The sequence below is a fragment of the Luteimonas sp. 3794 genome (genome assembly GCF_031456825.1).
Lineage (GTDB): Bacteria > Pseudomonadota > Gammaproteobacteria > Xanthomonadales > Xanthomonadaceae > Luteimonas.
Window position 1 is genome coordinate 508,353 of record NZ_JAVDVJ010000001.1, and the last position, 14,033, is coordinate 522,385.

Genomic DNA, 14,033 nt, shown 5'->3' on the forward strand with positions numbered 1-14,033 from the left:
CTCTTTGCGTGGTGCGTAAGAGCGCCCTCATCCGGCCTTTCGGGCCACCCCGTATCAAGTACGGGGCAGGCTCTTCCCCCAAAGGGGGAAGGGTTCAATCAAAGCAATCGCGCTGCGATCAGCTGCTGCACCATTCGCACTCGGCGATATCGATATCGTTCGAGCGCACGTAGTACGTGGTCTTCATGCCGAGGTTCCACGCGGTCATGTGCAGGTCGAGCAGGGTGCGGGCGGGGATGGTGCTGGGCACGTAGAAGTTGAAGCTGATCGCCTGGTCGACGTGGCGCTGGCGACGCGCGTTCTGGCGCACGGACGCGAACTGGTCGACCTTGTAGGCGCCCTTCTCGTAGTAGGGCCAGGTCTCGAGCGACAGGCCGGGGGCGGCGACCGGGCGACGGTAGTCCTTCTTCTCTTCGTAATAGAACGCGGAGTAGATCGGATCGATCGACGCGGTGGAGCCGGCGATCTGTGCGGTGGACATGTTCGGGGCGACCGCCATCAGCCAGCCGTTGCGCATGCCGTTGACGCCGACCTGCGCGGCCAGATCCAGCCACTCGGGCGAGTTGTAGCTGCGGTCGCTGAAGTAGGCGCCGGTGTGCCAGTCGCTGCCGGCGAACACCGGGTAGGCGCCCTTTTCCTTCGCGAGTTCCATGCTGGCCTGCACGGTGAGGAAGTTGATGCGCTCGTACAGCGAATCACTGAAATCCTCGGCCTGCGCGTCGTTCCACTGGATGCCCTTCTGCGCCAGCAGGTGGTGCCAGCCGAAGGTGCCGAGGCCGATGGCGCGGTACTTCTGGTTGGTGATCGTGGCCTGCGGCACGGGCAGCATGTTGAGATCGATCACGTTGTCGAGCATGCGCACCTGGATCGGGATCAGCCGCTCGAGCACGTCGGTGATCAGATCGCTCTGGCCGGCCTGCGGCACGATCGCGCGGCCCAGGTTCACCGACGACAGGTTGCAGACGACGAAGTCGCCGGCCTGCTTGGTGGTGACGATCTGGTTGCCGGAGATGATCTCCTGCATCATTTTCGTCGGGCTCATGTTCTGCAGGATCTCGGTGCAGAGATTCGACGAGTACACGCGGCCGACGTGCTTGTTCGGGTTCTTCCGGTTCACTTCGTCGCGGTAGAACATGAAGGGGTTGCCGGTTTCGAGCTGGCTCACCATCACGCGCTTGAAGATGTCGATCGCCTTGACGGTCTTGCGGCTGATGCGCTCGTCGGCCACGACTTCCTCGTACTTGCGGCGGAAGCTGCCGTTCGGGTCGCCCTTCTTCTCGTCGAAGAAATCCTGCAGGTAGAAGCCCTTGATCTTGTGGACCTCGTGCGGGTCGAACAGGTACCAGTCGCCGCGACGGTCGACCGCTTCCATGAAGATGTCGGGGATGCAGATCGAGGTGAACACGTCGTGCGCGCGCAGGCGCTGGTCGCCGTTGTTGAGCCGCAGGTCGAGGAAGTTCTCGATGTCGCGGTGCCAGATGTCGAGGTAGACCGCGACCGCGCCCTTGCGCTGGCCCAGCTGGTCCACCGACACGGCGGTGTTGTTGAGCTGCTTGATCCACGGCACCACGCCGCCGGAGGAGTTGGGCACGCCGCGGATGGCCGAGCCGCTGGAGCGCACGTAACCCATGTACGCGCCCACGCCGCCGCCGCCCTTGGAGACGCGGGCGATGTCGGTGTTGGAGTCGTAGATGCCCTGCAGGCTGTCGTCGACAGTGTCGATGAAGCACGACGACAGCTGGCCGCCGACCTTGCCGGCGTTCTGCAGCGTCGGCGTGGCCACGGTCATGTACAGGTTCGACAGCGCCCAGTAGGCCTCGCCGACGAGCTGCATGCGGCGCTCGCGGCCACCCTTGGTCTCGTTCTGCATCAGGTACAGGGCGATGGTCAGCCAGCGTTCCTGCGGCAGCTCGAACACGGCGCGCGAGGTGTCGGTGGCGAGGTAGCGCGTGGCCAGCAGGTACAGGCCGTTGTAGGCGAACAGCCTGTCGCGCTCGGGCTCGATCATGCGGCCGGCTTCCTGCAGCTCTTCCTTGGAATAGGCGCGCAGGATGTCGTTGGAATAGATGTTGCGGTCGGCCAGCGACTCCTGCAGGCCGACGTAGGAGCCGTACTTCTGCTCGGCGTCGTAGAAGCGGTTGCGGCTGGCGCGCTTGTACAGGCGGTGCAGGTACAGGCGGGCGGCGAAGAATTCCCACTCCGGCGCGGTGACATCGACGCGGGCCTCGGCCTCGCGGATCAGATGGTCGACCAGATCGTCGGCGTTGACGGCCTCCTTGCGCTCGACGAAGCCGAACACGCTGCGCTTGTAGTCGGCGATGTCGAGCTGAGGGAACTCGGCATGGGTGCGATCGATGCTGCGCTCCAGGCGCGCACGGTCGTACGGAATGCGGCGGTTGCCGGCTTCCTTGGTGATCCAGTTGGAAACGCCGGCGTCGGCGTCGAAGACTTCTGCAATTGCGGTGTTCATGGCGGCACTCGGGGGTGGCGGCACCACGTCGTCGGGTTCGACGGCGGGCGGCGCAACGGAAATGGTGGGTGTGGCAGGCGCGGTGACGGTGTCTGGCGTGGCGTTTGCGGCGGCGGCCGGGGTGTCGGTCGCGAGGGTCTCGTGGCTGGTCATGCGTCCTCTCTGTATCCAGTGCATTCGCGCACACGACCGGCCCACCCCGCGTCGGGTCCGGCGGCTGCTGGGCGATCCAAGGGTGGATGGGCGGCGTCGCAGGAATCGCGATCGGGCGCACAGCGCCATCGCCCCCCACTTACGCAACCCGCCCCCCACGGGACGTCCGCAGCCGGCACCGCGCGTTGTGCTCCACGCGGCTGTCGGCAGGTCTTCGGACTCATGGGCACGAAGGCAGCGCCTTCTCCTCCCCCGCCGCTTCCCGGATTGCTCCAGTGCTGGTGGCGGGTTTGTTCCCAATTACCGCTGCGGGGCAGTGCCGGAGTGGCGCGAGGCGTCACCGGCTTCCCGTTTTAATCCACAGCCCTTGGGGGGACGCGGAACCGACCGGGCCCAAGATAGTGGGGTACCTCGGCAGCGTCAACGCTAAATGTAGTGAACGCGCGGCAGGCGGCTTCATGACGGGAATCGCCGTTCGTCAAGCCCTTCGTGCGGGCCGGTGGATGCAGATCGGGGTGCGAAGGGCAAGGCCTTCGGGATGATTTTTCTTGATTCTCCCTCCTCGTGAGGAAGGTGCGCGGAGCGCCTGCTCCGCGGCTTTCAACAGCCGGACGGCTGGTCTGGCGGGGCGGATGGGGGTGCTCCTGGACGTCACTGTGGAGCCCGGCCCCCACCCGTCCATGCGGAGGGCTCTGCCCGCAAACCTCTGGCCGGAGCGCGCTTCAAGCCCTCCCCCGCACGCGGGGGAGGGTGGGGAGGGGGCGAAGCGTCCGGTCGTGGTCCGGCTGGCGATCCAGGGGGCTTGGTTCTTGGAGATCGATTTCCGTACGGTCTGACGGATTGCCCCCACCCAACCCTCCCCCGTACACGGGGGAGGGCTTCAAGCCGCGCGTGGGGCCGAACAGGAGGCCGCCGTCAAAACCCCGAACGCCGCCACATGCCCTGCACAATTTCCGGCGCAATCTGCGCCGAGCGCGGCCGGTCCGGCCGGCACAACCGGAGGTGCCTCATGTGCGTCATCCGCCGCAGCGCGTTGGCCGCTGCCACGCTTTCGCTGTCCGCCCTGTTCGCGACGCCGCTGGTGTCCGCCCAGGATCCCGCGCCGGGGCTCGGCGATCTGCAGGGCCTCGACGACCGCGCCGCGTCGCGCACGCTGGGTGCGCGCGGATATGTGCGGCAATCGGGCTCGGGCGATTACGGCAGCTGGTGGAACGCGCGCGACCGGCGCTGCGTGATGGTGCGCAGCGATCGCGGGCGCGTGGCGTCAACGGTGACCGCGCCGGCACCCGACTGCGGGCAACAGGACGGCGGTGGCCGGGACGGCATGAGCGACGGCGCCAAGGCGGCCGTCGCGGCCGCGGCGATCCTGGGCATCGCCGCGCTCGCCCACCGCTCGCACCACCACGACGACGGCGACCACGCCGACGATCCGCGTCACGAGGCCGATTACGAACGTGGCTATCGCGACGCGCTGCACGGCTACCGCGCCGACGCCGACAGTGGCGCCTACAGCGACGGCTACGGCGCGGGCATGCGCGAACGCTCCGCGCAGGTGCCGTGGCAGTCAGGCAGCACTGGCGGCTCGGGCACGGGTCGGCTGGACGATCTGGTCGGTGCGCGTGCGGCCGGCGCGGAGACCGAACTGCAGGCCCGCGGCTTTGTCGATCGCGATGCGCAGCAGCGCGATGGTCGCTCGGTCGTGACCTGGTGGAACGCGCGCTCACGCGAGTGCGTGCACGTGGCGACCGGCAACGGCCGCATCGAATCGATCCGGGCGGTGGATGCGTCCAACTGCCGCTGACGCGGCGCTGCGGTCAGATGCCTGCGGGCGCCGGCGGCGGGGGCGGATAGACCGTCGCCGCGCCGTGCGCCAGACCGATGCCACGCGCGAGCAGGGCGTCGTACACGCGGGCGACAAGGGCGCTGCGGATCGCGCCAGCGTCCTCGTACTCGTGGGTCCAGGCGCGCACGACGAATTCCATCGCCACACTGCCCAGGCCGTCGAACAGCACCGCCGGCGCCGGCGTGGTCGCGACGCCGGGGGTGGCGGCGGCGACCTCCGCCAGCACTACCTCCACTTCGGCCGGTGCGCTGCCGTAAGCCACGCCGACGCGCACTTCCAGCCGCCGGCTGCGGTCGCGCAGGGTCCAGTTGACCAACTGCTGCGAGATCAGCTGACCATTGGGCACCACCACGTTGGCACCGTCGAAGGTCGACACGCGCGTTGCCCGCATGCCGATGTCGACCACGCGGCCCGTGGTGCCGCCCACCTCGACCACGTCGCCCGGCTGGAACGGCCGCTCGAAGATCAACACCAGGCCGGAGACGAAGTTGTTGACCACGTTCTGCAGCCCGAGGCCGACGCCGACGCCCAGTGCGCCGAGCACGAAGGTCAGCTGGCTGGCCTTGAAGCCGGCCGCCGACAGCGCGCCCACCAGGCCCAGCATCAGCACCGTGTAGTAGCTCAGCGACGCCACACTGTTGGCGACGCCGTGCGGCAGCGACATCCGCGACAGCACCTCACCGTCGAGCACCAGCCGTACGGTCTTCGCCAGCCAGAACGCGATGACCACCGTCAGCACGAACAGCAGCACATGGCCCAGGCTCAGCCGCAGGTCGCCGAGTGCCCAGCTGTAGCCCAGCAGCGCCGACAGCGAGGCATGCACCGGCGCCAGCACGCGGAAGCGGTCGAGCGCGTAGACAATCCAGCCGACTACCGCGGCGACCGCCATCAGGTTGAGCAGCATCTGCACGGCCGGTCCGGCGTGGTCACGCGCGAGCCGGAAGCGCGAAACGCCCGGCCGCTTGAGCAGCAACTGGATCCAGGTGGCGACGACGGTCAGCCCCGCAGCCAGCAGCAGCGCGAAATACAGGCTGTCGATGACGCCGCCAGTCAGGGTTTCGGCCAGCGACACATTGCCGAGCGTATTGGCGGCCAGCGCCACCGTCAGCAGCGCTGCGCCCACGTGCACCGCTACCCGCAGCGCCTGGCCGAGGCGGCCGGTATGGGCCGCATGGTCATGCCGGCGCGCACGCCACAGCAGCCAGCCGGCCGCGGCCAGGCCGAGCAGGGTCAGCGCCAGGATGTAGAGGCGGTAGGCGGCGGCGCTGGACAGGAACACGAAGCCCAGTCGCAGCAGCAGGAACAGCGCGCTGGCGACGTACGGCGCCATGCCCAGCAGGCGTCGACGCGACGCAGGCAGCAGGCGCAGGACCGGCACCACCGCGGCCAGCAATGCGAGCTGATGGGTCAGCATCGGCGCGTCGGGCTGGAACGCGAACACGCCGATCACCACCAGCAGCAGCCAGCACGAGAGCGGACGCGACAACACGGCGGCCTCGGTGCGGCTGACCTGTCCGGCGCGGATCGGCGCGCGGCTGCGCCAGGCCAGCCACACCAACAGCGGCAGCGAGCAGACCAGCAGCGTCTGCAATGCGCGCAGACCGCTGATCGCGTCGCCCTGGGTGTACTCGGTGGCGAAGCGGGATTCGATCTCCAGGCCACTGCGGATCACATCGCCGGTGTCGGCAGTGGGCGTCACGCTCGCGGCGTCCAGACGCCACAGCGGCGGCGCGTCGACGCGCGTCAGGCGGACGTCGTAGGCGGCAACCGCATCGGCGACCCGTCCTTGCGCGTTCTGGATGCTTGCGTCCACCGCATTGCCGCGTCGGCCCAGTGCGATCAGCCGCGCCAGCGGATCCGACAGCGCGGCTTCGGCCTGCGCGAGTTCGCGGACCACCTCGTCCACGCGCTGGCGCAAAGCGGTCGGTAATTCCTGACCCGCAGCCGCGGTGGTTTCCCAGGCTTGGCGGCGCGCGGCCAGCCCGGCGGCGTCGCCGGCCTGGTGTGTGGTGGTCTGGCGCAGATCCGCCTGCCACTGGGCGAGCCGGCGCGCCTGGAAGGTCCAGTGCCGCGACAGGCTTTCGAGGCGCGGGATCGGCAGGGTGCGCATTTCCGCGGAGGTGAAGCGCCAGAACGGATCCTCGACCGAGGCTTCGATCGTCGCCAGTCGTCGTGCATAGGCGGCCGCGGGCGTCGTGGTGCCGGCTTCGGCGGTCGCGGCCTGGATGCGCTCGGCCAGACGTTGGTCGACATCCGCCTGCGCAGGGATGTCAGCGACATCGACGGCGGCCGCGGCAGGCACAGCAGGCGCGGCAGGCGGATCGGCCGGTGCAGGATCGGGTGCGGTGGTCATTGCGGCAGCGCCGGCCAGCAGCGGCGCGCGCGCGGCCAGCGGCTGCGCCAGCGCGAGGCTCGCCAGCAGCACACATGCGAAGCGGACGACGAGACTCATGACACACCCGGAAAGCAGCCGGCGGATGTCCGGATGCTACCTGCCGCGGTGTCGACTGCGCGCTGCGTCAGCGTGCGGCGGCGGTGGCTTTCGACGCGACCGGTCGCGCGATGCGGGTGGCGACGCGCCAGGCCTGCCAGTCGGGCGCGGGTTCCGGCAGCGGCTGGCCGTCGGCGATCAGGCGTCGCAGGTCGACCACCGCCTGGTGCGGGGCGAGCGCGGCGAGCAGGGCAAAGCCGAAGTCGCGCAGCACGCGCGCCGGGTGCAGCAGCAGCCAGGTGGTGCACGGCGGCAGCAGATCGTCGGCGATCGGCGGCGCCACCAGATCGTCGCGCGGGTCGAGCGCCATCTCCGCGACGATGCCGACGCCGAGACCGGCGCGGGTATAGGTCTGGATCAGATCGCCATCGCGTGCGGTCACCGCGACATCGGCGCGCAGCCCGCGCTGGGCGAACGCGCGCTGCAATGACGAGCCCGCCAACTGGCTCGATGCGTAGCTCACCAGCCGCCGGCCGGCCAGATCGTCGAGCCGCAACGGACGTTGCAGCCCCGCCAGTGGATGCCCGGCCGGCACCACCACGCGGCGCCGCCAGCGATATAGGGGCACTGCGATGCAGTCGCCGGGCGGTGCGCCGGTGCCACTGAGCAGAGCGAGATCGACATGGCCGTCGATCAGCGCCTGCAGGCCATCGGCGTCGTCGCCGGGCAGCACGTGCACCGCGACCTCGGGCCACGCGCGTTCCAGCGCCTGCAGCGCCGGCGGCAAGGCGTGCAGGGCCTGGGTGTGGGTGGTGGCGATGCGCAGCACGCCGTGGCGCTCGCGGCGCAGATTGTCCGACAGCGCCTGGATGTTGGCCGACTCCGCCAGCAGCCGGCGCGCATGCACCAACACCTGCGCGCCGGCCTCGGTCAGGCCGGTCAGCGCCCGCGCGCGGCGCACGAACAGGCTCATGCCCAGCGCGGCCTCCAGCTGCGCCAATTGCTTGGAGACGCCCGACTGCGTGGCGTGCAGCCGTTGCGCGGCGAGCGTGACGTTGTGGCCGCAGTCGACGATCGCGATGAAGCTGCGCAACTGGGTCAGGGTCATGTCGGCGGACCGGCGAGGGCGTGTGGGAGCGGACGCGTGTGCATACGTCCGATCCTCGCCCGGATGCAGCGGCGACATGTTCCATGCGCGACCACACTGTGTGGGCCCGTATGGGACGACATCTTCAGGCGCTTGCCTGGGGCTGGTCAGGGGCGTGTTCCCAGCTGAGTGTGGACGTGCAGGAATCAGCTCCTTTGCCCGAGAGCGGGGCATTGCGCCGTCATGGGTGGACGGTTGGGATGGGGGCGAACCCTACCTGCCGATAGCAGTGCCCCGAGTGAGACCTCAACGTCGAATCCGCACGACGCTGACGATGCCGCAGCCGGGAGGTTTGCCTCCACCCAACCCTCCCCCGCAGGCGGGGGAGGGCTTTCGGAGTCAACGCCGCGGCGGTGCGGGCGCCAGCTGATCGGCGAAGAACAGCGCATTGACCAGCATGCGTTCGGTGCCGAGCCAGTACTTACGGTGCGCCGGATCGTCGGCGAACAGCACCACGTTGCCACTGCCCACGCGCGCGACCTGCGCCCAGACGGTGCCGGCGAGCGCGGCGCGCAGTTCGGCGCCGAGATAACCGTTGATCAGCGGGTCGTCGTCGATGCGCACCACGTTGGAAAACGCATCGGGCAGGGGCGCCAGGGTGACGCCGGTTTCCTTGTGCACGAAGCCCGCGCGCTGCGGCACGCCGAAGGCCAGCGGATGCGTGGTGTCGATGTCCACCGAGACCAGGTTGCCGGCGCTGCGCTGTTCGGCCAGCGTGTCGCGGCGCGCGGCGAAGTCGAGGCGTTCCGCCGGCTTGTCCGCGTCCTTGGCGGCCGGTGCGGGCGCGGCGCCGGTCAAGCCCTTGGCCTGGGCCCAGCGTGCGGCGCTGCCGAAGGTCACCAGGGAGCCGCCGGCTTCGATCCAGTGCTTGAGCGCGGCCACGGTGGCGTCGGGAAGATCGTCGAAACGGCCGCCGGCCAGCACGATGCTGGTGTAGGCGCCAAGCGGCACGCGGCTGAGCTGTGTGGGGTCGAGCCGCGTCGCCGGATAGTGCAGGCGTTCGCTGAGTGCGAACCAGGTCGAACCGATCTCGGTCGCGTTGACGCCTTCGCCCATCACCAGCGCGATTGAAGGCTTGCGCACCGCGCGGATGCCGTCGCTGCCCAGGTCGATGCCGGACACGCTCTGTCCGCTGGCGAGACCATGCGTGACCACGCCCGCATCGCGCGCTGCGCTGTCGACGGCTACGCGCAAGGCCGCGGCATCCAGCGTCTGGCCGGCCACCGGAACCACCAGCGTGCCTTCGCCGAATGCGGTGTCGCCCGCAGCGGTGCGCGTGGTGAACGGCGAGAACGCGGTGCGCACGCGCACGTTCCGGGTGAGCAGTTCGGCCAGTGCACGCTGCGCGCCGAGATCACGCCAGTCGATCGCCCAGGCATAGGCGGTCTCGCCGCGCGCGCCGCTGTCGAGTGCCGGTACTTCGGTCACCGCCGCGCCCAGTCGTGGCGAACGGCGCAGGCGGTCGTTGCGCAGACCGTACGCATGCGCGATTGCATACGAGGTGCTGCCGTAGACACCGCCGCCGGTGTCGGGCGTTTCCTCGAAGATCGAATGCACCAGCCGGAACTGCGGCTGCGCGGCCGGCACCACCCAGGCGCTGCCGGGCGCGTACGTGCGGCCGTCGACGGTCAGTGGCGCGTCGAGCGCGTGCACTGCGATGCGATGGGTCAGCAGCAGGTCGAGCAGACGCCGCGACGTGGTCGCATCGGCCGGATCGCCGAACACATACGCCGCATGCGTATTGCGTCGTCCCTGGTCGCGCGCCGAGCGGAAGAAATCCTTCTGCAGCTCGAACAGCCCCGCGCGCTCTTCCACCGCGCCGCGGATCGTCGCCAGGCCCACGGCGAACTGGTTGCGAATCGTGAAGCGGAATTCCAGCGGCCCGTTCGCGGTGTCCTGCACCAGCCCGCGCGAGCTGGCCTGCTCGACAGTGACGCCGACGCCACCGTGGAAATCCGGGTAGGTCGAGCCGTAGACCGGCGAGAAGTTGTCGAAGTTTTCCTTGGTGTAATAGAGCGAACCCAGGCTGTCGAGCGCCTGTGCGTGGTAGCGGGCGAGTGTGACGTTCCAGTCGTACGAGGCCTGCGGCAGCAGCGGGCTGTGCATGCTGCTCGGCGAGGGTTCGAAGTAATACGTGCTGTTCGAGCCCATTTCGTGGAAATCGATCTGGATGTTCGGCAGCCACTGGTGGAACACGTCGAGCTTGGCCCGCGTCTCGCGCTGGCTCACGGCCAACCAGTCGCGGTTGAGATCGGTGAAGTAGTGGTTGCTGCGGCCGTTCGGAAACGGCTCGACGTGTTCCTTGTCGAGCGGATCGGCGACCGCCGGGTTCGACTTCCAGGCGTTGTGCCAGTTGGCCGCGCGGTCGCGGCCGTCGGGGTTCTGCGCCGGATCGATCAGCACGATCGCGCTGTCGAGCCAGCGCTTGACCTCGGGGTCACGACTCGCGGCCAGATGCCAGGCGGTCAGCAGCATCGCCTCGCCGCTCGAGGTCTCGTTGCCGTGCACGCTGTAGTACAGGCCGACGACGACCGGCACCTGCGTGGCATCGATGGCGGGCGCATCGGGATCGGCCAGCGTCGCGTGCGCGGCGCGCAGCTGTTCCCGGCGTGCGTGGTTCGCGGGCGACGTCACCAGCACCGCGAGCAGGGGACGTTCCTCGTAGCTGCGGCCGATCTCTTCGACATGCACGCGGTCCGACAGCCGATCGAGCTCGCGCAGGTAATCGACGATGCGGTCGTGGCGCGTGTAGTGGCTGCCGATCGGATAGCCGAGGAACTGTTCCGGCGTGGGGATGGCCGGGTCGTGCGCATCCGGCGCGGCGTCGGGGAGGTAGTAGGCGGTCTGCGCGAGTGCGGTGAAGGGCAGCAGGAGCAAGGTGGTCAGCAACAGGCGGCGCGCGAACAGAGATAGAAGCATCGGTGGTATGTCCTGCAAAGAGAGGTATCGCACGTCGAGTGCTGAAACAGTGGCTCGCGGTTACGCGCATCTTTCAGCCGCAGCTATGTCCAGCTCCGTCATTCCCGCGTAGGCGGGAATCCAAGGACGTCAGGCCGGAGAAAGCAAAGTCCCTGGATGACAGGACGTGCGTCCATTGAAAGCCCCGCCTGCGCGGGAATGACGGTGGTGGGTGCACTGCGAACTGACGACGCAGCCCCACCGAAGCGCAGACCTGCGTACGCGAACCTCAGAACCGGTAATCAAACCCCACCTGGAAATACCGCCCTCGCAGGTCGTACTGGCTGAAGTCATACGGCGTGCGGATACCAGGGAACGACGCGTCGTGCGGAGGTTCTTCATCCAGGATGTTGTCGACCTTGGCATACAGCGTCAGGCCGTCGATGCCCGACCAGCCCGCGTAGAGATCGAGCTGGTCATAGGCATCGACACGCGACTGCACTGCGGTCGCCGCGACGCTCGCCTTCTGGTCGTAACCGCCGGTGCGGTACCAGGTCAACGCAGTCTCGACATCGCCGATCGACCAGCCGAAGCGCGAGGTCAGCTTGTTGCGCGGCAGCGACGGGCCGAGGTTGCTGCCCGCGTAGTCGACCAGCGGGCCACCGACGACCTGCGGTCGGCTGTAGTCGAGCACGTGGGTGTAGACGCTGGCGATGCTGAAATCGCCCGCGGTGGTGCGGAAGGTCTGGTTGAGCTCCGCGTCCAGGCCCGAGGTCTTCAGCGCGGTGAGGTTCTGGTAGCGGTTGTAGACCGCGACCAGCTTGCCGCGGCTGTCGCGGATCACATCGCTGGGATCGTTGTTCTGCACGATCGTCGTCGAGTTGTTGGTGCCGATCAGGTTGTCGAGTTCGATCCGGTACCAGTCGAGCGAGATACTCGTGTCGGCCCGGGGCGACACGACGAAGCCGACGTTGTAGGACTTCGTACGTTCCGGATCGAGTTCGATATTGCCGACGGTGAAGAAGGTCGGGCTTTGCCGCGAACCCGCGATGTCGGGGTCGTACGGATCGACGACGGTGCCGTAGGAAATGTTGGTGGAGGCCGAGTTCTCGGACAGCGACGGCGCGCGGAAGCCGCGCGACGCCGAGGCGCGGACCAGCAAGGTGTCGAGCGCCTGCCAGCGAAGTCCGGCCTTGGGCGAGAACGCGCTGCCGAAATCGCTGTAGTCGTCGCCGCGGCCGGCGAGCTGCAGGTCCAGGCCCTGGACGATCGGCACGTTGAATTCCGCATAGAGCGCGGCGACGTCGCGCTCGCCATCGACCGCAGCGATCGCCGGGCGCACCTGCAGGCCCGCATCGATCTGCCAGGGATTGCGCGAGGTCAGCGATTCGGTGCGCGCCTCGATGCCGGCGGCGAAGCCGACCGGCCCGGCCGGCAGCTGGAACAGGTCGCCGTTGAATTTGAAATCGAAGCCGTGCAGCGACGACTGTGCCTCGCGCACCGTCGACAGTCGGATCGCGTCGAGCACCGCAGACGGTGTCGCGCCCGGCGCATGCAGGTTCAAGGACCCGTCGGCGAGCGACTGCGCCAGCGGCCAGCGATTGGCGAAACCGCCGGCGACGGTTTCCTCTTCGGTGCTCTTGGCGAAGAAGCCGGTGAACTCCCAGTCGAAACGTTCGCCGCGGCCGCGTGCGCCGCCGAGGATGCGGAAGGCATCGGAGCGGTTGGTCTTCAGCGACTGGCCGAGATCGAAGAACGTGTATTCGATCTGTGTCGGCACGCCGTAGGGGTTGTAGGGACTGTCGGCCGGCAGCAGGTTCGACACCGGCTCGGCAAGGCCGGTCTGCGCGTTGAGCGCGAAGCGGCCGCCTTCGAGGGTGAAGTAGGGACTGGAACCGAAGATCGACGCGCCGCGGATCTGGCTGACCAGCGCCTCGCCGAACAGGTCGACGTTGTCGCTCAGGCGCACGGTGCCGTTGACGAAGGCCTGATACCGCTCGGTCGACGGAATCAGCGTGGTGTAGGGCGCCAGGTTGATCGCGCAGGTGTCGCCAGTGAGGCCGTCGATCGGCGCGCTCGGCGTCAGCGTCATGCCCTCGGGGCAGTTGCCGGCGGCGTCGAGCAACGGCACCGAGGCGCCGCCAACGAGGAAGCGCGCGCCCTTGGCCGACCAGCCGTTCCAGCGCCCGCCGGGCAGGTCGCTGTAGATGCCCGACGCGGTGAGGTCGCGCTGGTTCTGGTCGAGCCGGTCGCGGTCGTAGGCCTCGACGCTGACCAGCAGGTTGTAGCCGTCGGTATCGAGATCGCCGATGCCGCCGACCAGCCGCGCGCGGCGCGTGTCGAGGCCGCCCTCGTCCGACGTGCCATAACTGCCGCCGACTTCCAGACCCTGGAAATTCTGCCGGGTGATGATGTTGACCACACCCGCGACGGCGTCCGAGCCGTAAACCGCCGACGCGCCGTCCTTGAGCACCTCGATGCGCTCGACCGCAACCAGCGGCAGCGCATTGAGATTGACGAAGGTGTCCGACAGGCCGCCGGCCGGGAAGCCGTAGTTCGCGAGGCGCCGGCCGTTGAGCAGCACCAGCGTGTTCTTCTGCGACAGGCCGCGCAGGCCGATGCCCGCCGAGCCCGACGCCCACCCGCTGTTGCTGGTCTCATTGGTCGCGTTGCCGGTATTGGCCGAGATCGACCGCAGCACGTCGGCGACGGTGACCTTGCCCGAGGTCGCCAGTTCCTCCGCGTCGATGACCTGCACCGGATTGCTGCCCTCGGCCTCGGCGCGGCGGATATTGGAACCGGTCACCGTCACCGTGTTGAGCGTGCGCGCCTCACCGGCCGCCGGCGTTTGCGCCGATACCGCGGCGGGGACAACGAGGGCCGCCAGAACGGCGACGGCGAGACGCGAAGATCGAAGCATTTGCTGCACCGCAGTAAGTCCGTGGGGCAGGCAGTGAGCCACGGTCGCGGCGTGTCAAAAAATGGTGATGTGGACTGGCGTCAGTCCGTTCCGGACTGTCCACGGCGCGAAACCGCTGAAGCCGAAGGCGGGGAAGCCGCGCTGCGAGTGCGTTTGCGCATGCTTGCGCCG

6 protein-coding genes and 1 riboswitch are annotated in these 14,033 nt (G+C 68.6%); of the genes, 1 reads left to right on the forward strand and 5 read right to left on the reverse strand.

From position 1 onward, the window contains the following. Positions 1-118: 118 nt before the first annotated feature. Positions 119-2,623 carry a ribonucleoside-diphosphate reductase subunit alpha gene (locus tag J2X52_RS02295; RefSeq protein WP_310148054.1) on the reverse strand — a complete coding sequence of 835 codons (2,505 nt, stop codon included), beginning with the start codon at positions 2,621-2,623 and terminating at the stop codon, positions 119-121. A 187-nt stretch (positions 2,624-2,810) separates the two neighbouring features. After that, positions 2,811-3,026, reverse strand: a riboswitch (cobalamin riboswitch). 606 nt (positions 3,027-3,632) lie between these two features. On the opposite strand from J2X52_RS02295, the gene J2X52_RS02300 reads away from it, so the two are divergent. Beyond that, entirely contained in the window at positions 3,633-4,424 is a 792-nt protein-coding gene (locus J2X52_RS02300; protein WP_310148056.1) for a hypothetical protein, read from the forward strand. Between the two features lie 13 nt (positions 4,425-4,437). Here J2X52_RS02300 and J2X52_RS02305 read toward each other — a convergent pair whose 3' ends face one another. From J2X52_RS02305 to J2X52_RS02320, 4 genes are all read right to left on the reverse strand, one after another. Next, positions 4,438-6,918, reverse strand: a complete 2,481-nt coding sequence (locus tag J2X52_RS02305) for a mechanosensitive ion channel domain-containing protein (protein WP_310148059.1) — start codon at positions 6,916-6,918, stop codon at positions 4,438-4,440. Between the two features lie 67 nt (positions 6,919-6,985). Beyond that, positions 6,986-8,005: a LysR substrate-binding domain-containing protein gene (locus tag J2X52_RS02310; protein ID WP_310148062.1), complete on the reverse strand. Its 1,020-nt coding sequence runs from the start codon at positions 8,003-8,005 to the stop codon at positions 6,986-6,988. A 378-nt stretch (positions 8,006-8,383) separates the two neighbouring features. Continuing rightward, positions 8,384-10,963, reverse strand: a complete 2,580-nt coding sequence (locus tag J2X52_RS02315) for a M14 family zinc carboxypeptidase (RefSeq protein WP_310148065.1) — start codon at positions 10,961-10,963, stop codon at positions 8,384-8,386. A 268-nt stretch (positions 10,964-11,231) separates the two neighbouring features. Then, positions 11,232-13,862, reverse strand: coding sequence for a TonB-dependent receptor (locus J2X52_RS02320; RefSeq protein WP_310148068.1), 2,631 nt, complete (start codon positions 13,860-13,862; stop codon positions 11,232-11,234). Positions 13,863-14,033 lie beyond the last annotated feature (171 nt).